The following is a 24560-nucleotide window of genomic DNA, read 5'->3' as shown; positions in this document are numbered from 1 at the left end:
TTGGTTTAGTTGCGTCGGTCGTTTAGTCTCCCATCATTTCTACGTTGCTTTTGACGTTTCATTTGTTCTGCTCTTATCCTTCTCAATAGCATCTCTTTAAAATCATTTTCGGCTTTTCTTAGATTATTGAGTTGTCGAGAACTAATGACCTTAAGAATTCGATCAGAATACTCACGTTCAAGTTTAAGTTGACGTTCCTTGACTTGATTAGCCATCTCCAACATTTTCTTATTCTCTTCCTCTGAGGCTTTATTCGGATCAAAATTTCTTCTTGCCTGATCAAAATCGCGCCTGACTTCTTGCCGCTGCTTACCGAATTCACGATAGATGGGCCAGAATTTTTCAGCTTGCTCAGGACTGAGCTCCAATCGTTCAGTTATCAAAGCAATTTTTGCAGCCTCAATTTTTTTCATCGCTTCCGGGCTTTGAGCCAAAGAGGCAATCGACGCAATCATAACTATAAGTCCAATAAATTTTTTCATATCTATAAATATTCGTCTTCTAAATCGTATTCTAATAACACATCATCAAGCGATTGATCTCCAATGTCAATCCCTTCTAAAACGTTGGGGTCATCATATTCAAAAATCTCATCGCTATCATCGGCAATAGATGCAATATCATACTCGTCAATCTCAAGCTGTCCCAGATAAGCGATTAGTTCATCCTGAGAAACGCTTGCAAGCAATTCTTCAGCACTTAATTGCTCTTTTGGTAATACAAAAATGAATGTGACAATCAACGCCAAAGATGCTGCTAAGGCGAGACCCCAATTCGGAACTGTTCTGATTGAACGAGCGGGCTTCTCCTCTGCAATCCTGGTTTGTATTTTTAAAGGAAGGTCTTTAAAGTACCCCTCAGGTGTTTTAAAGATCTCTTTTTTGTCAATATCGTCGAGTTTGTGTTTCATCACGTACAGCTTAGATTCTTTTTAATACTAAAGGTTTAATCACCATTAATAAATTCTTCAATTTTTTTAACAGCATGATGATAATTTGCCTTCAATGCTCCAACGCTAGTGCCAGTGATTTCAGCGATATCATTGAATTTCATATCATCGAAGTATTTCATATTAAAAACCATTCGTTGCTTCTCTGGCAATTTCAATAAGGCCTTTTGAAGTTTCAATTGAATTTCATTTCCAGACGGCTCAACACTGCTTGTTAATTTTTCAGCCAATTCACCCTCAATATCATGGATAGGCATAAAAAATCGCCTCTTCCTCTTTTTCAAAAAATTAAGACACTCATTAGTAGCGATACGATATATCCATGTGTAAAGCCTCGAATCTTCTCTGAATTTGTCCAGGTTTTTCCAAACCTTCACAAAAATTTCCTGCACCAGATCATCTGAGTCATCATGATCAATCACCATCTTACGGACATGCCAATAAATACGCTCTTGGTATTCCCGTACCAATAGGTTAAACCCATAGTTACGGGTTTCCGCATCGCGGATCTTCGCTATTATTTGTTCTTCCAATTTGTTTTCAGGTGGATTCACCACTTAGATACTAAAGATAACCGATGGTTTAATTTCTTCTTATAAAATTTCAATGGAACACAACCTTTAACTATTATTGTTGTTACATTTAATGTTATTGTATTTAATTTAAGAAATGGGAATAGCTGAAGAAATTAAACAGGAGAAGTTCAAGAGTGAATTTTCTAAGGTGATTGTAAATATAATTTATACTAACGCCTGGCTACAACAGCAGCACCTTAAATTATTGAAAGAGCGAGGTTTGACTATCCCACAATTTAATATCTTAAGAATATTAAGAGGCCAACACCCGAAACCTGCAACAGTCAATTTATTGATTGATAGAATGCTGGATAAAAGCTCCAATGCATCTAGAATTGTTGATAAATTAGAACAAAAAGAATTGGTGATCAGGAAGCAATGTTCCAATGACCGCAGAGCTGTAGATGTCTTAATCTCCAAAAGGGGGCTTGATCTTTTAAAAGACTTAGACGCTTATTTGGATGAATGGGAATCAAACAATGATAAGCTTTCAGAAAAAGAATCTGAAAAACTCAATGAATTACTTGATAAATTAAGAAGCTGATCTATAGATCCTTCAAAGTCTCTAATATTCCTGCAACAGCACCCTTCTTTCTAATAATCATTAAAGGAATACTATCGTTAATTCTAATCATTCTTTCTGATTTACTTCCAATAAATATGGCTGAAGTAGCAGTTCTACCTTTCGCACCCATTACGATCATATCTACTTTCTTTTTAGAAGCAGTATCAATAATTAAGTCAATCACTTTTCCATTTTCATCAAGCGTTGTAACAGGAAGTAATTCTTGACTCTGAACTTCCGCTTTTTTAATCAAGATTTCCAAATCTTTATTTCCATGTCCCTTCATGATCTCTGCAAATTCCTCATACGTTTTACCAGAGTATCTATAGCTGGAGGGAACATTGTAAACGTTCTGAAGGTAGATTTTCGATTTTAAGTCTTTTGTCAGAAGTAAAGTTCTTTTCAATGAAAGTGACGAATAATCAGAAAAGTCAACCGGGATAAATATCTTATCAAATTTTAGCTTAGAACCTTCAGGAATTACAAGCAGATTACATGGAGAACGTCTGGCGATCCGTGTACTTAATACTGAGTCACTTACTTTTTTTCTTCCAAGAATGATCAAATCAGACTTGAAATCATTAGCAGCTTTTAGTATTTCCTTTGTTTCACCACCTTGTCTAACATCTATTTTTGTTTGTATATCACATTTGAAGTGCTTTTCAATAAGGCCGTGAATTTCATTTCTTCTTTCTTCTAATGCTTTATCCAGAAGGTCAGGAAACTCCTTAATAACTGTGTCAGGCAGATTAAAATCCTTAATTATGTTTAAAAAGGTGATTTGAGTGGTTCCGGCAATCTTACTTAAAGTGCAGGCGTTCTCGATCAATCCCTGGTCCATATTCGTATGGTCCAGACAAACGATGATATTTCTTAGCGGTGCTATCAACTTCTTGGGTGTTTATTTAAATGCAAAATTACCAATGAATAACATTTCATCAATAAGTATTTTCTTAATTACGGAATATTTTTTCTTTAAATATTCTATTTGGTGAATAATACTCTGATTTTCAAGAAATGTTACGGCAAAACAAAATTTTATTTTACTTCTTTAAGTAAATCACACACCATCTCAACCGATTCTTTGGAGTGAGTGGGGAAGTTGGCTATTCTGATCTGATTGCTTTTATATTTGCCATACCCTGTTCCAATAATGATTTCCTTTTTTTCGAAACTTGAAATAATTTGTTCTGCGTTTTTAGCATTCGCTACAATCGTCGTTTTAGACCGATGATTTTTTGATGTTACAAAATGCTCCAGCTCTGAATGACTTTCTACAGCTTGATTTAAAAGAGTAGCCTTATAAATCGTGTCATTTCTAAGACGTTTTAATCCAATTTGTAACATGTCTTTCGCGATCTTACCAAGAGTATAAATAGCAAGCATATTTGGAGTTTCTGGTGTTTGATGCTTGTCTCCAAATTTTTTCAGGTTAGGTAGCGCCCGGTATGAACCTATTGATGTGCTGCTAGCTCTTCGTTCCGCTATTTCATGGCATCTTTCATTCACTATCCAAATACCAAGACCAGCTGGTAGTCCAAATGCCTTTTGAACAGATAGGTATGCAGTGTCCACATTTGTGAAATTGACAGAGAGCGAAGGTGATGCACTTACTACATCCAAGGCAATCAGTTTATCGGGGTTATTTTTTCTAAGAGTAGCGATTTCTTCTTCAGTAATGGTAAAACCTACACTCGTTTCATTCTTAGTGATTCCTATTAGTTCTGCTTCACTTGGTATGGTCCAATCTGTAAAGACTTGCCCATCAGATACTTCATGGATAGTGCTTGATTTGTTTTGAGCTTTCGCAAAATCGTAAAACTTCTTACTGAAAGCTCCATTAGCAAAATGATGAGAGCTGTGTTCGACAAGGTTTTGGATGATTCTATCCCAAGCTTCATTGGCTGAATTTAGAAAGTAGATGTTATATCCATCTGGCAATTCTAAGAGTTCTTTCAGGGCTTCAGTAGTTTCCTCAATGGTTTTGATGAAAACACTGCTTCTGTGTGAGATTGACGGAATATCTAATGAAAGTGCTCTTTTGAGATGCTCTTCAAACGTATAAAATAATTGAGCGGGACCAGGTGTGAAATAGATTTTATTGGACATAAAAAAAGCTCTTTATAAAGAGCAATTATAATTTGATTGAGTACGGATAAGTTCCTTCAAACACGGGTTTCCATCCACTTAAATGTTCGATTGATGATTTTTAAAGCAAGTTTAATTTTCTTGACACTAATCATCTCTCTTGATTCATCATACATAGTCACTCCGTCTGCAAACAATAATACCTGTGGGTATTCATTGATAACACCGGCGTTTTCAGTGACAGTTTCAGAAATTTCTTTTTCCTTCATGACATCCAGCATGTAGATATCAAGGTTTTCAGGAGAAATAGACCAATCATTTTGGAGTTGTTCCAGCGCATGTTGACTCTCAGGAGATGATGGCCTGTGCTTAAAAATAAGTGCAGGCTTTTCCCGTGAGTTCTCTACTAGGCGATCAAACTCCTCTATAGTATTTAGCGATTTCCAATTAAGCGGATAACTCATTCTCTACAATTTAGCTTATAAACGTCAAAATAAGCTCTTCAGGTTGGGTGGTGTAACTAAAATTTGACTTAAACTTAATATAAAACTCTGAATCTTATGGTACCTCGGACCATTTTCAAGTCTTTTATTACATCTTCATGATAATTCTTGTCTATATCCGTAATAACATACCCTATGGTATCATTGGTTTTGAGATATTGACCTCCAATATTAATGCCATGTTTTGCCAATACATTATTAATATCAGCAAGTACGCCCGGTTCATTTCGGTGAATATGGATAAAACGATGTGCCTGGCTTAAAAGAGGAAGGGTAATGTTAGGGAAATTGACACTGTTCGTAGTAGATCCGGTGTTGATATATTCAATCATCTTTGATGGTACGAAATCTGCAATATTTTCTTGCGCTTCAAGTGTACTTCCACCAACATGAGGAGTTAAAATGGTATTTCTTAGGCCTGTTAGAGGCGATTCGAATGAATGATTATTGCTTAATGGTTCCTCTGGAAATACGTCAATACTTGCTCCGTGAATTTTACCATTTTCAATGTTAGTCTTGAGTGAATTGATGTCAACTATGTGTCCTCTGCTAAGATTAATAAATACTACCCCATCTTTCATTAGATCAAATTCCTTGGAACTAATCATCAGATCATTTTCTTCTCTACCATCAACGTGTATGCTGATGACATCAGAGTTCTTCAGCAAATGTTCTAAAGTGGGACAGGGGGTAGCATTGCCTAAGGCCAACTTTTCTTCCAGATCAAAATACTGCACATTCATTCCCACAGATTCTGCTAATATGGATAATTGAGATCCAATCTTCCCATAGCCAACAATGCCAAGCGTTTTGCCTCTGACTTCAAAGCTTCCGGAAGCTGACTTGTTCCATTTCCCCTGGTGCATTTGAATCATTTTATCAGGCAAATTTCTCATGAGCATGATAATCTCTGCAAGAGCAAGTTCGACTACAGAACGGGTATTAGAAAATGGGGCATTGAAAACTGCAACGCCTTTTTTTAAGGCTGAGTTAAGATCAATTTGATTAGTACCAATACAAAATGCTCCGATCGAAAGTAGTCGTTTTGCATTTTTTAAAACTTTATCAGTGACTATAGTTTTTGAGCGAATGCCTAAGACACTCACCTCTTTAATTGCCTCAGACAGTTCTTCCTCTGTCATTCCTGCAGGATGAACCTCTACTTGATAGCCTTCTTTTTTGAGTCTATTGATTGCTCCTTCGTGGATATTTTCCAGAAGAAGTGCTTTGATTCTGTTTTTAGGATAGGAATGTGCCCTTTCCAGCTTTTGAGTGAATAAAAACTCGTCTAAAGACGGAGCTTCATGATCTGCTTCATTTAAAATCTTCTCTCGTCGAACATTTTCTGTGAAAGCATAGAACTTATGTGCAAGTCCTTCTTTCTTGATTTCATAATCCGTATATCCATCACCTAAAACAAACACTTCTCCGTCTAACTTTAGATTTTTGATTTGCTTAGGTTTTCCATTATTTCCGGAAAGAATGTTGGACTCATCAAATCCAACGATGTTTTCATCCTGATCATATTCGAACTCATTGGCAAAAACATGATCTTCCTTAATTCCGTACTTTTTTACAATTGGTACAATAAAGTCTTTGAAGCCATTTGAGACAATAAATATTTGCTCTTTATATTTCTCTATAAATTCCGTATTACGCTTAAAAGAGGGAGAAACCTGTGAATGAAGTCGATCCACAAGTTCAGGAAGATGTTTTTTATTCGCCTCAAGAATTTCGACACGTTTTTTCAAGGACTCACGGAAAGACATACCGCCTTCCATTCCCTGATCAGTAATATCCTTTATATCCTTAATAGCTTTCGCTTGATTTTCATTATCCTTGAGAGCGATTTCCGCAAGGATGTCCAGTGCCTCTACTTGCGTAAAAGTGCTGTCAAAATCAATGATGAAATATTTGGTTTGCTTCATGCCATAAATCAGATAAGAGCCAAAAATAGAACATGCTAAAACTTCAACACACGTTATTCACTCTTTTCTTTTTTGCAAACGTTTTCGTCAATGCTCAAGACTATTATTCATTACGAAATAACATTGATAGTATAGTTTATGATGCAATTAATGCAAAAGCATTTCCGGGATGTGTGGTATATGCAAGTAAAGGTGATAGTGTGTTTTTCTTAAAATCATATGGTTTTCACACTTATGATTCTTCAAGAAGAGTAGCGGTGAATGACATATATGATTTGGCATCTGTAACGAAGGTCGTTGGTGGAACCCTGGCGATGATGAAACTTTATGAAGATGGTCATTATAATCTTGATGATCCAATTGGGAATTACATTGATAAAATAGGTAGGAGGGTCGGTGAAGTAACTTTTCGTGAAGCACTTGCACACCAGGGAGGGCTCTATCCATGGATACCCTATCATTTAGAATCCCGAAAGAAAAATGGAGAATTCAGAAGTAAAACGGTTTCAAATAGCTTGGATAAAGATTACAACTTTCCACTTACGGATAGTTTATACCTTCATAATGACTTCTATTCTAAGGTTAAAAAGATGATTAGAAAGTCAGAAGTGAAAAAGGAAAAGCAGTACCGCTATTCAGGGTTGTTTTTCTATTTGATTCCTGAATTGGTAGAATCCTTGACTGACACTTCATACCAAGATTATCTGCAAATTCATTTTTATGATCCTTTAGGAACTGAAACACTCACCTTTAACCCATTAGACAAATTTGAAATGGAGCAGATTGTCCCCACTGAAATCGATACCTTCTTTAGGATGACTCCAATCCATGGTAAGGTCCATGATGAGGGAGCCATTATGATGAGAGGAATTTCTGGAAACGCCGGATTATTCAGTAATGCCTCCGACCTGGGGAAGGTCTTTCAAATGTTGACGAATGATGGACTGAATGATACGCTTCAGTTACTCTCTCCGCAGACCATTCAGCTTTTTACTACTGCTCAATATCCAAATAATGAAAACAGGCGAGGACTGGGTTTTGACAAACCGCTGTTGAGGTATGATTCACTTACAAGTAGTGTTGCGAAAGATGTAAGCTTTCGAAGTTTTGGTCATACAGGATATACCGGTACCCTAGCATGGGCCGATCCTGAAAATGATCTCGTTTTTATCTTTTTGTCAAATAGAGTTTATCCAACAAGGTTGCAGCGAGCACTGTATGAGCTTAATGTAAGACCAACCATTCATCAACTGTTATATGATTATTTCAAGGTCAATCTTAATGAAAATGAAGACCCTGTCGTAAAAGCCAAATAAACAATGGTAATTGGTTATTTAAAACAATTCTAAATAAGCTAATTTTTTAGAAATATTTTATTATTAAAAACTTGATTATCAAGTACATATGAATGTGTGTGTGGGATGGGGTAAGTAGTGTTATAACCCACCTTTGAAAAACAACTACCCAATGTTACTTTTGTACCCGTTTGATCTCAAGCCATCGGAATACATGTTTAAAACAACACCGAATCTGACCCGAATTTTCCTAAGTTTAGCACTAGGAATTTCATCTATCCTGAGCTTGTCTGCACAGGAAATTCCCACAGACGAAAGCATAATAGCAGCCGGGGAGTCCACCTTTAAAACCAATTGTTCTACATGCCATGAAATATGGGATGTTAGGATTGGACCTGCTCTCGGTGGAGTAACTGAAAGAAGGTCTGTGGAATGGTTGATTCCCTGGATTAAGAACTCTCAAGCAATGATTGCAGCTGGAGATGAGCAAGCAGTTGCACTATGGGAAGAATACAACCAGACGGTTATGACCGCTTACCCATCATTCTCGGATGATGATGTTTTAGCGATTTTGGCTTATGTCAAAGCAGAAACAGCAGCAGGACCTCCAGTTGAAGAGGTAACAGTTGCATCGGGAGGTGAAGGACAGGGTGATTCAGTATCTTCTACATATCTGATGGCCATCATTATTATCCTTGTGGTTGTACTAGTTCTTGCCGTGGTAGCCTTAATCATCGCGGCACAAACGCTCGTAAAACACCTGAAAGAAGTTAAAGACCTTGATGAAGCTGAGCGTGATCTTGTTTCACAGCAATTTGATGTTCCAGCATTCTTAAAGAGTAATTCATTTGTGGGCACTGTCATTTTTATCTTCACAATCATCGTTTTAAAAACATTGATTGATGGAGCCTTTACCATAGGAGTGCAGCAAGGTTATCAACCTACACAGCCAATTGCATTCTCTCACGAATTGCATGCAGGTCAATATGAAATTGATTGTCAGTACTGCCACACAGGAGTTAGAAAATCTAAATCTGCGAATATCCCTTCTCCAAACATTTGTATGAACTGTCACTCTCAGATCAAGAATGTAGGCGGTGAAGATGGTGTTTCTGAAGAAATCGCAAAGATTTATGCAGCGATAGATTACGATCCGGATACACAGACCTATGGCACTAACACCAAGCCAATCGAGTGGGTTAGAATTCACAACTTACCAGATTTGGCCTACTTCAATCACTCTCAGCATGTTAAAGTAGCCGATTTGGAATGTGAAACTTGTCATGGTCCAATCAAAGAAATGGAGGTAGTCTATCAATACTCAAACCTGACTATGGGATGGTGTATAAACTGCCACAGAGAAACTGATGTAAATACTAAAGGAAACGAATATTATGACAGACTTGTAAAGCTTCATTCTGAGCAAAGTAAGGAGCCAATGAAGGTCGAAGATATTGGAGGTCTCGAGTGCTCTAAGTGTCACTATTAATATTCGATAAAAGCTGATCTAAAGTATAATGAACGAAACTAAGAAATACTGGAAAGGATTGGAGCAATTGGAAAACACTGAAGATTTCCAAGCCAGAGCTTCAAAAGAATTCCCGGAATATCTACCGGTCAATGGTGGAGATAATGGTGAGCCGTCACGACGGGATTTTCTTAAATTGATGGGCTTTGGAGTAGCTGCGGTTTCTTTAGCAGCGTGTGAAGCCCCTATAAGAAAAGCTATCCCTTACGTAAATAAGCCAGTTGATGTTGATCCTGGTGTTGCAAATTATTATGCTTCAACCTATGCGATGGGTAATGACGTTGCATCTGTGGTTGTGAAGACGAGAGAAGGTCGCCCAATTAAGATTGAAGGTAATGAGCTTTCGATGATCAGTCAAGGAGGGACAACCACACAGGTCGAATCTTCAGTTCTTTCATTATATGATCAGGAAAGGTTACAAAATCCTAAAATTGGAGGAGAAGATACAGATTGGGAAACAATTGATAATCGAATAAAAACGGAATTAGCAGCGAATGCTGGAAAAATTTCAATTGTTTCTTATTCTAATTGTAGCCCAAGTACAGCTCGTGCAATTCAAGCTTTAAGTGATAAATATGGTGAGGTAGACCATATTCAATACGATCCTATTTCAATGAGTGGTCTATTGGATGCATATGGAGAAGCTACTGGTTCCAGAAGCTTGCCAATGCATGATTTCTCAGAAGCAAGCACTATCGTTTCTATCACTGCTGATTTCCTTGGCAATTGGCCAAATCAAGCACTGAACAACAAACAGTTTGCTTCAAACAGAAAATTAGGTCCTGACAAGAAAGAAATGTCAAGGCTGTATGCTTTTGAGTCCAACTTATCATTGACTGGGTCAAATGCAGATTATAGACAGCCAATTAAGCCATCACAGGAAGGTCTTTATGTAGCTAACCTATATAATTTGGTTGCTCAAAAAGCAGGAGCAGCGACAATCGGTGTTGAAAGATTAGAGGATTCAGTGATGCTTGAAAAAGCAGCAAATGACCTGTGGAAGTCCAGAGGTAAATCACTGGTTGTTTCAGGCTCCAATGACAAGAACGTACAACTTCTTGTCATTGCTGTTAACGACCTTCTTCAAAGCTATGGATCAACGATTGATCTTTCAAAAAGCATCAATACAAGAAAAGGAAGTGATAGCGCTTTCAATCAGTTAGTTAGTGATGTTAAAGGTGGAGCTGTTGGTACAGTCATCTTTTACAATTGCAACCCGGCGTATGATCATCCAATGGGTGCTCAGCTTGTCAGTTCATTAGGAAAGGTTAAAACCACCATTTCTACATCTGATAGAATGGATGAGACGTCAAGTTCTGCGAAATACATTGCTCCGGATCATCACTACCTTGAATCATGGAATGATTTCGAGCCGGTGACTGGTCACATGACGCTTTCACAGCCAACAATAAAGAATATTTTCAATACTCGCCAAGCTCAGGATTCATTCCTGAGATGGTCGGATGTTGACACTTCGTACTACGAATTCATTAAAGCAGGTTGGCAACAATATGCAGATGGAGAGGTAACAAGCTTCTTGGATAAATGCCTGCATGATGGTGTTTATAATGTTGAAGCTTCATCTGATGCTGCAACAGTTTCTGTTGATGCAGTAGTCGTTGCAGGAAATTTAAAAGGTTATAGCGCTAAGTCTAGTGGACTTGAGTTAGCACTGTATACCAATTACTCAGTAGGAGACGGTGTTCAAGCCAACAACCCTTGGTTACAAGAAATGCCAGATCCGATTACAAAAGCTTGTTGGGATAACTACTTTACTGTTTCTCCTCGTTTAGCGCAAGAAAATGATTGGGCTGTAAAAGGTGGAGATATGGATTACAAAGTGGCGACACTTACTGTTAATAGTAAGTCAGTTACCGCTCCAGTTATCCCTCAACCAGGTCAGGCATATGGTACCATTGGATTGGCTGTTGGATATGGAAGAACCAAGTCAGGAAAAGTAGGTAATGGAGTTGGAGTAAATGCTTACGAGCTCGTTGCTGCATCTGCTGATGGACTTAGATTCAATGCTAAAGGGGCTACTTTAGAGCTTACTGGCGAAGTAAGAAAAGTTGCTCAAACTCAAACCAGTCAAACTTATGCTGGTAGAGAAACTGTTATTCAAGAGACAACTTTAGATGCATACCAAAAAGATCCTCAGGCAGGTAGATACATGCCTATGATCTCGAAAGCGGATGGATCTAAGGTTAGACCTCATGCCGTATCCTTATGGAAAGGTCACGAATATCCAAATCATCATTGGGGTATGATCGTCGACTTGAATTCTTGTACAGGTTGCGGAACATGTACAGTAGCATGTCAGACAGAAAACAACATTCCGGTCGTAGGGAAAGAGGAAGTGCTGAATCGAAGAGAGATGCACTGGATTAGGATAGACAGATATTATAGCTCTCGACCTGAAAATGAACTTACTTCAGATGATAAGAATCTGATGGAGGTTAAGCAGAAAGAGCTTGCTGCAGTTGAAAATCCGGAAGTTACTTTCCAGCCAATGATGTGTCAGCAGTGTAACAGTGCTCCATGTGAGACTGTATGTCCTGTTGCTGCAACCACTCACTCGAGTGAAGGACTTAATCAAATGACTTATAACAGATGTATTGGTACAAGATATTGTGCCAATAACTGTCCATATAAAGTTCGTCGATTCAACTGGTTCAAGTATCACGACAATGCTAAGTTCGATAAGAACACGCCAATGAATAATGATCTTGGTAAAATGGTATTGAACCCGGATGTAACAGTGAGAGCGAGAGGGGTGATGGAAAAATGTACATTCTGTGTACAACGAATTCAGTCTGGTAAGCTTGATGCTAAGAAAGAAGGCAGAAGACCTGTTGATGGAGAAATTCAAACGGCATGCGCTAAATCTTGCCCTACAGATGCTTTGGTATTTGGAGATATGAAAGATCCGGAAAGCAGAATTTCCAAGACATTGAAATTGAAGTACAAAGAGAAGAGTGTTGAAGCTCAGGAAGATCGTGCATACCACGTATTGGAAGAGCTTCGAGTGATGCCGAATGTGTGGTACTTGACGAAAGTAAGAAACAAAGACAACAACGATAAAATAGAAGCATAATGCACGCAGAATCAGAAGTACGGATACCCTTAGTTACAGGTGGAAAAACCGTCCACGATGTTTCTGAGGATATTGCTGGAAGAGTAGAGGAGCGACCATCGGTTACATGGATGCTCGCAATGGCAGTCTCTTTAGCACTTCTCCTTGCCGGAGGGTATGCAGTAGCAATTACTCTTTGGGATGGAATCGGAATGTGGGGCCTAAACAAAACTGTTGGATGGGCATGGGATATCACCAACTTCGTATGGTGGGTAGGTATCGGTCATGCAGGAACACTAATTTCTGCAGTACTCTTGCTTTTCCGTCAGCGATGGAGAATGTCAATAAACAGAGCTTCTGAGGCGATGACCATCTTCGCTGTTATCTGTGCTGCAATGTTCCCTGTCCTTCACATGGGTCGTCCATGGCTTGGATTCTACTGGGCACTTCCGCTTCCTAATACATTCGGGTCACTTTGGGTGAACTTTAATTCACCACTACTTTGGGATGTATTTGCGATCTCAACTTATTTCTCAGTTTCATTGGTTTTCTGGTATATCGGTTTAATTCCGGATTTTGCTACGATTCGAGATAGAGCTAAAAATAAAGTCTCAAAAGCCATTTATGGAGCTTTGAGTTTTGGGTGGACCGGAGGAGCTAAAACCTGGTCTCATTACGAAACAGTGTCACTGGTGCTTGCAGGACTTGCAACACCACTAGTACTATCAGTACATACAATTGTATCCTTTGACTTTGCTACTTCAGTTATTCCTGGATGGCACACGACCATTTTCCCACCATACTTTGTGGCAGGAGCGATCTTTTCTGGGTTTGCAATGGTGTTATCACTTTTATTGGTTACCAGAAAGGTTTATAAACTAGAAGATTATATCACGATTCAGCACATTGAATTGATGAACATAATCATTATCGTGACAGGGTCTATCGTTGGTATCGCATATATCACAGAGTTTTTTATAGCATGGTATTCTGGAGTTGAGGCTGAGCAATATGCATTCATTAATAGAGCAACAGGACCTTACTGGTGGGCATACTGGTCAATGATGACCTGTAATGTAATCTCACCACAGTTATTCTGGTTCAAAAAGATTAGAACAAACCTTGCTGCTACATTCATTATTTCAATTATCGTAAATATTGGAATGTGGTTCGAGCGATTTGTAATTATTGTAACATCTCTTCACAGAGATTTCTTACCATCAAGTTGGGCAATGTTCTATCCAACGATGTATGATGTTGGAGTTTATGTGTTCACCTTTGGATTGTTCTTTACAGCGTTCTTCTTATTTGCGAAGTTCTTCCCTGTAATCAACATGGCTGAAGTAAAGAGTATTATTAAAGCAACTGGAGAAAAGCCGACTAAGTCGGAGTAAATAGAAATAATATGTCTCAAGGAACAAACTACATATTGGGCGTTTATGACGATGAAGATGTTTTGATGGATGCCATCAAAAATGTTCGTGAGTCCGGTGTTAAAATTGAGGAAGTTTATTCCCCTTTCCCTGTTCATGGAATTGAAGAAGTCCTAGGATACAAGAGAAGCTGGCTTTCTATCGCAGCATTCTTGTTTGGTGTCACGGGTACTTGCCTGGCATTGACCATGATGGTAGGCATGATGGGTATCGACTGGCCAATGATCATTGGAGGAAAGGATTACGTTCCGATACCATCATTTATTCCTGTAACTTTTGAGATGACGGTATTACTGGCATCATTTGGAATGGTGGGTACATTCTTCGTGACATCAAATTTGAAACCATGGGGAAAGCCGAGAATTTATGATATCCGAATCACGGATGATAAACACGTAATGGCTATCGATCTGGATAAAAATGATAAATCTGAAGCAGATATCAAGAAGGTAGTGCAGGGAAGTGGAGCTACAGAGGTAAACAACAAAAAGTTTGATTGATAATGAAACTAAAGACATTTAGATATTTAGGAATTATCACGCTTGGAGCTTTAGTGGCTTCATGTGCTGCAGGTGTTGACGACACTGGATTGGAATATGCTCCGCAGATGTATCACTCAACTCCTTATGAGCCTTTGACTCAAATTGTAGAAGAGGATGCAGGTAGCTGGCTGGATTCAAATGATGAAGATGGACACGGAGAGTTTTATAATACGAATCCATACAATAAGTTCAAAATGAACATGCGTGAACCTGTCGCTAATACAGTTAGAAGAGGTCAGCCGCTTCCAGTAAGACTAACAATTGATGATTTGGAAGTTGCCGCTACAACATTGGAGAGTCCATTCTCAATGGATGACGAAAGTGTTATTAAAGAAGGTAAAGCACTATATGATAGTTACTGTAAGCATTGTCATGGTGAAAAAGGAAATGCCGACGGTAAAGTTGCTGATAAGTATGCAGGTGTAGCCAATTTACATGGTGCAGCATACTTGGAAATTACAGAAGGTCATATTTATCACGTGATAACCTTTGGAAAAGGATTAATGGGCGCTCATGGATCTCAGGTTAGTTCTGATGATCGATGGAGAATTGCCAGATACGTTAAAGAATTGCAAAAGTCGAACTAAATCTACTCATGGTATCAGAAGAAAGATTTGAATTTACTGCCACTGCTAAGAAGCGACTAATCATTACACTATTAGTAGGATTAGTGCTATCGATATTCGGCTATTTTACATTAGGTTCAGGTGATCATGGCGGAGGTCATGGCGAAGAAGGTCAGACAGAGATGGTTGCTGATGGTCATGGAGAGGAACCTTATGGTGCAGAGGATCACGGTGAGGAAGCGGATGGTGAAGAAAGTGAGCATCACGGAAGCAGTACTTCAGTTAAAAGACTACTATCCAATTTATGGATCAATAATGTATTCTTTGCCGGATTAGCAATAATAGGAGTTTTCTTCTTTGCTATTCAATACGCATCTCAAGCGGGATGGTCAGCAGGAATCAAGCGAATCCCAATGGCATTTGGTAATTGGTTGCCGATAGCATTTGTGCTAATGCTCGTCGTTTTCATGATCGGAGGTCATGATATTTTCCACTGGACACATGCAGATTTATATGCTGAGGTTGGTGGAGATAAGATTGTAAAAGGAAAAGCAGCTTATTTCTTTTGGCCTTTAGAAGGTGGAGCTACACCTGTTTTCTGGATAGGAAGAATGGTGATCTTTTTTGGCGTTTGGTACCTACTATTTAGAAAATTACGATCACTTGCTTTTTCAGAAGATCTTGAAGGCGGAACGAAGCAGTGGTACAAGATGCGATCAACATCTGCCATTTTCCTAGTCTTCTTTGCTGTGTCATCATCAATGGCAGCATGGGATTGGATTATGTCAATCGATGTGCATTGGTTTAGTACCATGTTCGGCTGGTATTCATTCGCTAGCTGGTGGGTAGCAGGACTTGCCCTAACTCTTTTCATTGTGGTTATGTTGAAGGATAAAGGATATTTATCTGTAGTAAATGCAAACCACATTCACGATCTCGGGAAGTTCGTTTTTGCATTCAGTATTTTCTGGACGTATGTCTGGTTTTCTCAGTTCCTTTTGATTTACTACGCGCACATTCCTGAGGAGACAGTTTACTTTCTGGAGCGATGGAAGGATACGCATTATGCTCCTGTATTTTATATTAATTTAATTCTAAACTTCTTCTTCCCATTTTTAGTTTTAATGACTAGAGATGCGAAGCGACATACAAGGATTTTGAAAGTCGTTTGTCCTGCAGTTATTTTTGGTCACTGGCTAGATTTTTATCTAATGGTCTCTCCAGGAACAGTGGGACACAATGGAGGTTTTGGATTCCTTGAAATTGGCTTGATTCTGGTTTACTTAAGTGCCTTCTTGTTTGTGACTTTTAATGCACTAGCAAAAGCACCTCTTTATGCTAAGAACCATCCAATGTTGAAGGAAAGTTTGCATCATCATATTTAATAAGTGAGGGATAGGTTATGCTTAATTTAATAATTGTACTTGCGGTCATTTTAATTCTAGCTGTGATATTTACAGCTTACCGCGTCACGACATTAGTTGGTGTTGTAAAGAAGAAAAAAAGCGAAGGATACGTTTCAAAGAACAACAGTTTTCAGGGAGTATTGATGCTATTATTCCTTGTGGGTGGAATTTTTGCATTCTTCTACTTTTCTATCAAAGAATATGATACCTATAATTTGCCAATTGCTTCCGAGCATGCAGTAATTACAGAAAACCTTTTCTGGATTACCATGTGGATTACGGTAGCTGTTTTCATTATTACACAGATTTTTCTTTTTGGATTCGGATTTAAGTACCGATATAAGGAAACCAATACTGCACACTATTACCCACATAACAACAAACTAGAGATGATCTGGACATTGGTTCCAGCAGTCGTTCTAGCTTGGTTAATTATTTCAGGGTTGAAGCAATGGACGGTAATTACCGGACCTGCTCCTGAAAATGCTGAAGTAATTGAAGTAATGGGATATCAATATGCATGGGCCTTTAGATACCCTGGTAAAGATGGTGCTCTTGGTGATTATGATTTCCGGAAAATTGATGCGATCAATTCAATGGGAATTGACCTGACAGATCAGAGTGGACATGATGATTTCATGCCAACTCAACTGGTATTGCCAAAGGATAAGCCTGTTCTATTAAAGATCAGAGGACGAGACGTAATTCATAGTGTATACAATCCACACTTCAGAATGCAGATGAACGCTGTTCCGGGTATGCCAACACAGTTTTGGTTTACACCAACTGTAAGTACAGCTGAGATGAGAGAGATAACTGAAAATCCAGATTTTAATTACGAATTAGTTTGCAATAAAATCTGTGGAAAGAGTCATTATGGAATGAAGGGTATCATCACAGTACTTGAGCAGGATGAATATGATTCTTGGTATAAAGAGAATCAGGAAAACACTTTCTTGAAGCAAAACCCTGGTTATATAAGCCAGGTTCCAGAAGATCTTAAAGAAGCTGCGAAAATTGCTGCAGGAATCGAAAACATTGAGAAAGAACAAAAAGTTACAACTGCTGCAAGCAGTTTTAAATAAAAAAACATGTCAGTAACAGATATACAACTACAGGAGGATTTAGCCCATGATGATCATCACGATGATCACCATGAGCAAGGGTTTGTAAGCAAGTATATTTTCTCGACTGATCATAAGACAATCGCGAAACAGTTCTTGATTACAGGAATTTTTTGGGCGCTGATAGGAGGAGGACTTTCAATTATCTTCCGTCTGCAGCTAGGGTTCCCAGAAATGAGCCTAGAGTGGATGAGACCTATCTTGGGTCAATGGATCACTGAGACAGGTAAGTTAGATGCAGAGTTTTATCTCGCTCTAGTAACGATGCATGGTACCATCATGGTATTCTTCGTGTTAACGGCTGGCTTGAGTGGTACTTTCTCAAATTTCTTAATTCCACTCCAAATAGGTGCGCGTGATATGGCTTCAGGTTTTATGAACCTGCTTTCATACTGGTTCTTTTTTGCATCCAGTGTGGTGATGTTCATTTCATTGTTTATTGAAACTGGGCCTGCCGGTGGTGGTTGGACGGTTTATCCACCTTTAAGTGCTTTGCCTCAGGCAATTCAGGGATCCGGTTTAGGAATGACGTTATGGCTGGTTTCAATGGCTTTATTTATTGCGTCATCTCTGCTAGGAGGGATCAATTATATCACGACAGTAATCAACTTGAGGACAGAAGGTATGTCCTTCTCCAGGTTACCACTTACTATTTGGGCATTCTTTATTACGGCTGTACTGGGACTATTATCATTTCCTGTATTGTTGTCAGCTGCATTATTGCTGATCTTCGATAGATCCTTTGGAACAAGCTTCTACCTTTCGGAAATTTATATTGCGGGTGAGGCGCTACCAAACATAGGAGGTAGCCCGATTCTTTATCAACACCTTTTTTGGTTCCTGGGACACCCTGAGGTATACATTGTAATTCTACCTGCTTTGGGAATTACCTCAGAAATAATAGCAACGAATGCGAGGAAGCCGATTTTTGGTTATAAGGCAATGATTGGATCATTGCTTGGAATTGGTTTCTTATCTTTTATTGTATGGGCACACCACATGTTCGTAACAGGCATGAATCCATTCCTAGGGTCAGTATTTACCATTCTTACATTGGTGATTGCTGTACCATCAGCGATTAAAGCATTCAACTACATCACCACATTGTGGAAAGGAAATATTGTCTTTACACCTGCCATGTTGTTTTCAATTGGTTTGGTATCCTTCTTTATCTCAGGAGGTTTGACTGGTATTTTCCTGGGAAACTCTGTACTTGATATTAATCTTCATGACACTTATTTCGTGGTAGCTCACTTCCACTTAGTAATGGGAAGTGCTTCCTTCTTTGGTTTATTGGCAGGAGTATACCACTGGTTCCCTAAATTTTTTGGAAGAATGATGGATGATAGACTGGGTAAAGTTCATTTCTGGCTATCATTTGTAGGAATATACCTTGTATTCTTCCCACTTCATTACATTGGAATTGCGGGTTTCCCAAGAAGATATTATTCATTCACATCATTTGAAACTTTCAGTATTTATGGTGATTTGAATGCGTTGGTAAGTATAGCAGCTATCTTGACATTTGCTGCTCAGTTTATCTTCCTATTCAACTTTTTCTACTCAATCTGGAGAGGCAAGTTGGCACCTGCGAACCCATGGAAGTCTAATACGCTAGAGTGGACAACTCCACGATTCCCAGGTCACGGAAACTGGATTGGGGCGATCCCTAAGGTGTACAGATGGCCATATGATTACAGTAAGCCAGGAGCGAAGGATGATTTCATCCCGCAAACAGTGCCTTACTCTCACACTCCTGAATCTAACCTTGAGCATGAAAATGAGCTAACAAAGGATGAAGATTTAACAGGAGTTGAAAAAGCTAATTAATCAAAAGAATTTTCTTAGAATCAATGCAATTACACTAGGATCAGTGTTACTACTGATCCTGGTGGGAAGCATTGTACGTGTGATGGGAGCAGGGATGGGATGCCCTGATTGGCCTAAATGTTTTGGCTCATATATACCGCCAACCAGCTCGGCCGGACTTCCGGATAATTATCAAGATATTTTTAGAGAAAAGAGACTTTCTAAAAATGAGCGTTTAGCCGCTATGTTTAGCAAGTTGGGTTATGAAGAACTAAGCGATAGAATCACGAAAGATCCTTCCATTTTAATAGAGCAGGAATTTGATGCGACCAAAGCGTGGATTGAATATATCAATCGATTAATAGGCGTGTTGATTGGGTTGCTCGTCTTTTTGAATATGATCTTTTCATTCACTTACCTAAAAGAATCAAAATGGATCCCCATTGTTGGTGTTTCAATATTTGTCTTGACTGGATTTCAAGGCTGGGTGGGCTCCTTGGTCGTTTCTACAAATCTTTTGCACGGTTTTATAACATTTCACATGCTTTTGGCTTTACTCATAGTAGCATTACTTATATGGATGAATGTTAAAGTCAGAGATCTAGCAGTTATTAAGGATAAGAAGCTTTTCATAATAGGATTGATTACAACTCTACTCTTTATCCCTCAAATCATTCTTGGAACAGAAGTGAGAGGTGTAATTGATGACTTACTAATTTCATCCATCGGAAGAAGTGAATGGGGGCTCGAATTATCGAATACATTTTACATTCACCGAACGTATTCATGGTTGATTCTAACAGGGACTGTTAGCATGTATTACTATGCGAAAAAATCTCAAGAACAATGGTTGATAAAGCAAACCATACAATTAGTGGCACTTGTCTTTTTAGCCATGGTTGCAGGTATTGCTATGGTTCAGTTCAATTTTCCATTTTGGGTTCAGCCGCTTCATTTAATTCTTGCGGTAGGTATTTTTAGCCTTCTGTTTTACTTAACTTTGCGCATCAAATTAGTGAAATGAATACCACGGTTTCACATATCGATATCAGCACAGGAGTAAAGGCAAAAGCCTATTATGAGTTGCTTAAACCAAGATTATCATTTCTTGTAGTTTTTTCATCTGGTTTTGGATACGCGCTTGCGAATCAATCTTCAATTAACTGGTTGAATTTCATCGTATTTCTAATTGCCGGCTTTTTTGTGTCAGGCTCATCTGTAACAATTAATCAGGTAATAGAGCAGAAGTATGATGCGATAATGAAGCGAACAAGAAATCGTCCATTACCATCAAATCGAATTTCTGAATCAGAAGCAATATGGTTTAGCATCCTTACCGGTATTGTCGGATTAGTTCTAATGTTTTTAGCCACCAATTTGTTGGCAACTTCATTGGCTTTTCTTTCACTGTTATTATATGCATTTGTTTATACACCACTTAAGCGAGTGGGATCAATTGCTGTTTTTGTTGGTGCCATTCCGGGGGCGTTACCTCCATTAATCGGCTGGGCAGCTGCAAGTGGATTATTGACATATGAGGCCATGATCATTTTTGGGATTCAGTTTATTTGGCAGTTTCCGCACTTTTGGGCAATTGCATGGGTGTCTGATGAGGATTACAAAAAAGCTGGATTTAAGTTATTACCGGGAGGTGGTGCTAAAGATTTAAACACGGCGATTAACATCATGGTTTACACGCTGTTTTTGTTACCGCTTGGTTTACTTCCCACCATATTTGGATTAACAGGACTGACTAGTGGGGTAGTCGCTACAATTTGTGGTATACTATTCTTAGCAACCACATTCAGCCTGATGAAAGATACATCTAATCAAAAAGCCAGACGAATCATGTTTGGCTCATTTATCTACTTACCTATTGTTCAAATAACATATTTAATTGATAAGCTATGACAGGAGAAGTGCAGGCAGTTAAGGTAAGGTCAATGCACCCACAGAAATTTGCCATGTGGTTGTTTTTGGTATCTGTGATTATGGTTTTTATATCGTTATCCAGTGCCTATATCGTAAAGAAATCGGTTGGTGAATGGGTATATGTGGATTTTCCACCTTTGTTTCAGATAACAACAGTTATCATTATTTTGAGTAGCGTCTCTATGCACTTTGCTTACATTTCTGCTAAACGAAATAATATTAAGAATATCCGGATAGGGTTAGTGATTACAGGAATACTAGCCGTTGCTTTTATCATAGGACAGATTAATGCTTGGGGACAGCTTGTAGATGGTGGATATCATTTTGTCGGAAATCCTGCAGGATCATTCATTTATATCTTTACTGGTCTGCACGTAGTTCACCTGGTAGGAGCTGTGATTTTCCTATTAATTGTTCTTTCAAAAGCATTTAAATATAAAGTTCACTCCAAGAGTATGGTACGAATTGAAATGTGTACTACTTTCTGGCATTTTCTAGGTGGACTTTGGTTGTATTTATACTTATTTTTGATTTTCAATAATTAAACCTAAAACCTAAAATAATGGCTGAATCGGCTGTAATAGTAGAAGAAAAGAAAAATATCTGGAGCGGTGGCGTTTCTCCAATGAAAGCTAGCTACGGCAAACTGATGATGTGGTTTTTCCTTTTATCAGATGCCTTCACCTTCTCTGCATTATTGATCACTTACGGGTTGATCAGATTTAGCCATCCGGCCTATGAGGGATCGATTGCTGATTTTAAATTTTCTCAGGAATATTGGCCGGTTCCGGAAAAGGTATTTGAAGCATTTCCAGGCATGCATGCGCTCGGCATTGATAGTGCGCCACTTGTGTTTGTGGGTATCATGACATTCATCTTAATCGTGAGTAGTGTAACAATGGTATTAGCAGTTGAAGCCGGAGAGCGAATGGATCGAAAGGGAGTAGAAAAATGGATGCTTTGGACCATTTTAGGTGGATTAACTTTCTTGGGTTGCCAAGCTTGGGAGTGGGGTCACTTCATTCACGGATCTGACATGTCAATGAATGCCGTAGGTAACTTTTTTCAAGGTGCTGGTTTAAGCCAAAACCAATACGGTCCACCAAACTTTGCAGCTTTATTTTTCTTTATTACAGGATTTCACGGCTTCCACGTATTTAGTGGAGTAGTTATCAATTTCATCATATTTTATCAAGCCACAGTTGGTGTTTTCGAGAAAAGAGGACATTATGAGATGGTTGAAAAAGTCGGACTTTACTGGCACTTTGTAGACCTTGTTTGGGTCTTTGTATTCACATTCTTTTACTTAGTATAATCGCATAATAGATATATAACATGGAGCAGCAAACGCAACAAGTTGAGGTAAAGCCAGTAGACAAGGCTAAGGTTAAGAATTTCATCAAAGTGATGTTGTACCTGGCCGCTATTACTGCGATTGAATTTGGTATCGCTTTCACGGTACCGCATGAGCACAAATGGTTGAGAATATGGGTATTCATAGCATTAACGATCCTGAAAGCTTACTACATCGTAGCAGAGTTTATGCACCTTGGGCATGAGAAGAAATCACTTAAGATGTCAATCGTGCTTCCAATGCTATTTGTAGTTTTCTTCATCTTCATCATGATTTATCAGGGTGGAGCGATACTTGAAGCCCTTTATTGAGCATTGCGAAGTAAGGGACTCACTCGACTCATTTTCTTCCTTGTATTTTTAATACCAGTCGCTTGGTATTTATTCTTACAGCTGTTTGGAAGCAATAGCTTCTCTTTGGTATTGATATCGGAAGCTTCAGATGATTGTCAACAGTTTAGAGAAATAACCATCGTAACCAAAAGGGATTCTCTGTCTACGGTAGAGTCAAACTACATGAACCGTGTGAGTTATGCCATTGACAAGCGATCCGTTGAGTTAGTCAACTCAGATGAAAATTATTTCGATTGTATAAATCAAATTCAAGCTGATTTAGTTCTAGTTAATAATAAAGGTATTTGGGGGGCTTACAATCTCAATCGAGAAGATGTAGATCGCTTGATTACTGAACTAGACATTTTAAAGCTTCAACAGTCTTATGGTAAAGGAACAAGCAGATAGTAAAAAATATTTAAGGATCATTTATTTGATCTCCATTCTCATTCCGCTGGTTGTTGCATTCCTGATCTTTTTTCCAACAAAACTTTCCATGTCAGGGGACTGGGTGAAAATGCTACCAGGTCTTCACGCAATGGTAAACTCATTGACTGTCGTTACGCTTATTGCAGCACTAGTCGCCATAAAAAAGGGCAATGTAAGAGTTCATCGTTCATTTATGTTTGCTTCTCTGTTCCTGGGTGTATTATTTCTTCTTTCTTACGTAACATACCACTCAAGTGTAGAATCAGTAAAGTACGGGGATTTGAATCATGATGGTAATGTGGATGAGAGCGAATTAGCAGTAGCTGGAACTAGTAGGGTAGTGTATTTGGTTATTCTGGCAAGTCATATTTTACTTTCGATACTTGTCGTCCCATTTGTCCTGTTTGCTTTCTATTACGCACTTTCAAACCAAATTGAACGGCACAAGAAGATGGTGAAATTTACTTATCCTGTTTGGTTGTATGTATCCATTACAGGAGTAATTGTTTACTTTATGATAAAGCCTTATTACTTCTAAATCGATGAAAAGAGGAATTGTACTTCTGTTTACATTTCTTATCCCAATGATTAATTGGGCACAGTGTGCGATGTGCAGAACTCAAATCAAAAATAATGTAAGTGCTGGTGATACTTCTATGGCAGAAGGTTTGAATAATGGGATTATGTTCTTGTTCTTCACTCCATACATTGTAGTTTTTGTTCTTATTTTCCTTTGGTATCGATATAGTAAAACCACAAAACGTGTCAGTATTAGCGAGCGTCTTAAAGGCTAAATGTCCCCGTTGTAAAGAAGGTGAGATATTCACTCATTCTCATCTGAATTTAAAGAAGATGGGTTCCATGCACGCCAATTGTCCCAATTGCAATTTGAGATATGAAAAAGAGCCCGGCAATTTTTATGGCGCAATGTACGTGAGTTATGGATTTTCAACTGCCATCTTTTTAGTTACTGCATTCGTACTTTATCACTTCTTTAATGATCCAGGATTGAATGTCTATCTAATTACTATTCTTATAGTGGCCCTCATTTTGTTCCCACTAAATTTCCGGTATTCGCGAGTTATTTTTCTTTATTTGATTTGGAAAAGCTAGGCCTGATTCAGGTCTG

26 protein-coding genes are annotated in these 24560 nt (G+C 38.5%); 19 read left to right on the top strand and 7 right to left on the bottom strand.

The features are described 5' to 3' along the window. Positions 1-5: 5 nt before the first annotated feature. Genes ACOMC3_RS09170 through ACOMC3_RS09160 form a run of 3 tightly spaced genes read right to left on the bottom strand, consistent with a single transcriptional unit; the run spans position 6 to position 1503 of the window. Complete coding sequence (locus tag ACOMC3_RS09170; RefSeq protein WP_420319246.1) at positions 6-482, bottom strand: hypothetical protein; 477 nt, start codon at positions 480-482, stop codon at positions 6-8. Between the two features lie 2 nt (positions 483-484). Further along, positions 485-910, bottom strand: a complete 426-nt coding sequence (locus ACOMC3_RS09165; RefSeq protein ID WP_420319245.1) for a hypothetical protein — start codon at positions 908-910, stop codon at positions 485-487. Between the two features lie 35 nt (positions 911-945). Beyond that, on the bottom strand, positions 946-1503 hold the full coding sequence (locus tag ACOMC3_RS09160) for an RNA polymerase sigma factor (protein ID WP_420319244.1): 558 nt from the start codon (positions 1501-1503) through the stop codon (positions 946-948). Between the two features lie 115 nt (positions 1504-1618). Between ACOMC3_RS09160 and ACOMC3_RS09155 the strand changes: the two genes are divergently transcribed. After that, entirely contained in the window at positions 1619-2068 is a 450-nt protein-coding gene (locus ACOMC3_RS09155; RefSeq protein WP_420319243.1) for a MarR family winged helix-turn-helix transcriptional regulator, read from the top strand. A gap of 1 nt (position 2069) precedes the next feature. Here the strand turns inward: ACOMC3_RS09155 and ACOMC3_RS09150 are convergent, their stop codons facing one another. The 4 genes from ACOMC3_RS09150 to serA form a co-directional block, all read right to left on the bottom strand. Then, complete coding sequence (locus tag ACOMC3_RS09150; RefSeq protein ID WP_420319242.1) at positions 2070-2978, bottom strand: universal stress protein; 909 nt, start codon at positions 2976-2978, stop codon at positions 2070-2072. A 149-nt stretch (positions 2979-3127) separates the two neighbouring features. After that, positions 3128-4198 (bottom strand): aminotransferase class V-fold PLP-dependent enzyme, encoded by a 1071-nt coding sequence (locus ACOMC3_RS09145; RefSeq protein WP_420319241.1) that lies wholly within the window; start codon positions 4196-4198, stop codon positions 3128-3130. Positions 4199-4254: 56 nt separating this feature from the next. Continuing rightward, entirely contained in the window at positions 4255-4641 is a 387-nt protein-coding gene (gene ytxJ / locus ACOMC3_RS09140) for a bacillithiol system redox-active protein YtxJ (protein ID WP_420319240.1), read from the bottom strand. A 74-nt stretch (positions 4642-4715) separates the two neighbouring features. Then, the gene (gene serA, locus ACOMC3_RS09135; protein WP_420319239.1) at positions 4716-6608 is read right to left on the bottom strand and encodes a phosphoglycerate dehydrogenase; all 1893 of its coding nucleotides are present in this window, start codon (positions 6606-6608) and stop codon (positions 4716-4718) included. Between the two features lie 32 nt (positions 6609-6640). On the opposite strand from serA, the gene ACOMC3_RS09130 reads away from it, so the two are divergent. The 18 genes from ACOMC3_RS09130 to ACOMC3_RS09045 all read left to right on the top strand — a co-directional run bounded on the left by ACOMC3_RS09130 (position 6641) and on the right by ACOMC3_RS09045 (position 24544). Beyond that, positions 6641-7924: a serine hydrolase domain-containing protein gene (locus ACOMC3_RS09130; protein ID WP_420319238.1), complete on the top strand. Its 1284-nt coding sequence runs from the start codon at positions 6641-6643 to the stop codon at positions 7922-7924. Between the two features lie 151 nt (positions 7925-8075). After that, positions 8076-9392: a cytochrome c3 family protein gene (locus ACOMC3_RS09125; protein ID WP_420319237.1), complete on the top strand. Its 1317-nt coding sequence runs from the start codon at positions 8076-8078 to the stop codon at positions 9390-9392. A 28-nt stretch (positions 9393-9420) separates the two neighbouring features. Continuing rightward, on the top strand, positions 9421-12525 hold the full coding sequence (locus ACOMC3_RS09120; protein WP_420319236.1) for a TAT-variant-translocated molybdopterin oxidoreductase: 3105 nt from the start codon (positions 9421-9423) through the stop codon (positions 12523-12525). Continuing rightward, the gene (nrfD, locus tag ACOMC3_RS09115) at positions 12525-13898 is read left to right on the top strand and encodes an NrfD/PsrC family molybdoenzyme membrane anchor subunit (RefSeq protein ID WP_420319235.1); all 1374 of its coding nucleotides are present in this window, start codon (positions 12525-12527) and stop codon (positions 13896-13898) included. Before ACOMC3_RS09120 ends, nrfD begins: the two co-directional genes overlap by 1 nt. An 11-nt stretch (positions 13899-13909) precedes the next feature. Further along, positions 13910-14437: a DUF3341 domain-containing protein gene (locus tag ACOMC3_RS09110; protein ID WP_420319234.1), complete on the top strand. Its 528-nt coding sequence runs from the start codon at positions 13910-13912 to the stop codon at positions 14435-14437. Positions 14438-14439: 2 nt separating this feature from the next. Further along, a complete protein-coding gene (locus ACOMC3_RS09105) occupies positions 14440-15066 on the top strand; it encodes a c-type cytochrome (protein ID WP_420319233.1) in 627 nt (208 codons plus the stop codon). Between the two features lie 8 nt (positions 15067-15074). Further along, entirely contained in the window at positions 15075-16430 is a 1356-nt protein-coding gene (locus ACOMC3_RS09100) for a quinol:cytochrome C oxidoreductase (RefSeq protein ID WP_420319232.1), read from the top strand. Positions 16431-16447: 17 nt separating this feature from the next. Beyond that, positions 16448-17536 carry a cytochrome c oxidase subunit II gene (locus tag ACOMC3_RS09095; RefSeq protein ID WP_420319231.1) on the top strand — a complete coding sequence of 363 codons (1089 nt, stop codon included), beginning with the start codon at positions 16448-16450 and terminating at the stop codon, positions 17534-17536. Between the two features lie 6 nt (positions 17537-17542). Then, on the top strand, positions 17543-19405 hold the full coding sequence (locus ACOMC3_RS09090; RefSeq protein WP_420319230.1) for a cytochrome c oxidase subunit I: 1863 nt from the start codon (positions 17543-17545) through the stop codon (positions 19403-19405). Continuing rightward, the gene (locus ACOMC3_RS09085) at positions 19389-20408 is read left to right on the top strand and encodes a COX15/CtaA family protein (RefSeq protein WP_420319229.1); all 1020 of its coding nucleotides are present in this window, start codon (positions 19389-19391) and stop codon (positions 20406-20408) included. Before ACOMC3_RS09090 ends, ACOMC3_RS09085 begins: the two co-directional genes overlap by 17 nt. Further along, complete coding sequence (gene cyoE, locus ACOMC3_RS09080) at positions 20405-21295, top strand: heme o synthase (protein WP_420319228.1); 891 nt, start codon at positions 20405-20407, stop codon at positions 21293-21295. The genes ACOMC3_RS09085 and cyoE overlap by 4 nt, the downstream gene beginning before the upstream one ends. Next, the gene (locus tag ACOMC3_RS09075; RefSeq protein ID WP_420319227.1) at positions 21292-21861 is read left to right on the top strand and encodes a cytochrome c oxidase subunit 3; all 570 of its coding nucleotides are present in this window, start codon (positions 21292-21294) and stop codon (positions 21859-21861) included. Before cyoE ends, ACOMC3_RS09075 begins: the two co-directional genes overlap by 4 nt. 17 nt (positions 21862-21878) lie before the next feature. Continuing rightward, positions 21879-22631 (top strand): cytochrome c oxidase subunit 3, encoded by a 753-nt coding sequence (locus ACOMC3_RS09070; RefSeq protein WP_420319226.1) that lies wholly within the window; start codon positions 21879-21881, stop codon positions 22629-22631. A 20-nt stretch (positions 22632-22651) separates the two neighbouring features. Then, positions 22652-22981: a cytochrome C oxidase subunit IV family protein gene (locus ACOMC3_RS09065; protein ID WP_420319225.1), complete on the top strand. Its 330-nt coding sequence runs from the start codon at positions 22652-22654 to the stop codon at positions 22979-22981. Positions 22982-22984: 3 nt separating this feature from the next. Next, positions 22985-23410 (top strand): hypothetical protein, encoded by a 426-nt coding sequence (locus tag ACOMC3_RS09060; protein WP_420319224.1) that lies wholly within the window; start codon positions 22985-22987, stop codon positions 23408-23410. Further along, on the top strand, positions 23388-23969 hold the full coding sequence (locus tag ACOMC3_RS09055; RefSeq protein WP_420319223.1) for a DUF420 domain-containing protein: 582 nt from the start codon (positions 23388-23390) through the stop codon (positions 23967-23969). The genes ACOMC3_RS09060 and ACOMC3_RS09055 overlap by 23 nt, the downstream gene beginning before the upstream one ends. A gap of 4 nt (positions 23970-23973) precedes the next feature. Continuing rightward, complete coding sequence (locus ACOMC3_RS09050) at positions 23974-24225, top strand: hypothetical protein (protein ID WP_420319222.1); 252 nt, start codon at positions 23974-23976, stop codon at positions 24223-24225. 58 nt (positions 24226-24283) lie between these two features. Next, complete coding sequence (locus ACOMC3_RS09045) at positions 24284-24544, top strand: DUF983 domain-containing protein (RefSeq protein WP_420319221.1); 261 nt, start codon at positions 24284-24286, stop codon at positions 24542-24544. Positions 24545-24560 lie beyond the last annotated feature (16 nt).

This window comes from Ekhidna sp., from assembly GCF_965212185.1.
In the GTDB taxonomy this organism is placed as follows: domain Bacteria; phylum Bacteroidota; class Bacteroidia; order Cytophagales; family Cyclobacteriaceae; genus Ekhidna.
Note: the sequence above shows the minus strand (reverse complement) of the source record. Positions and strands in the feature narration are given on the sequence as shown.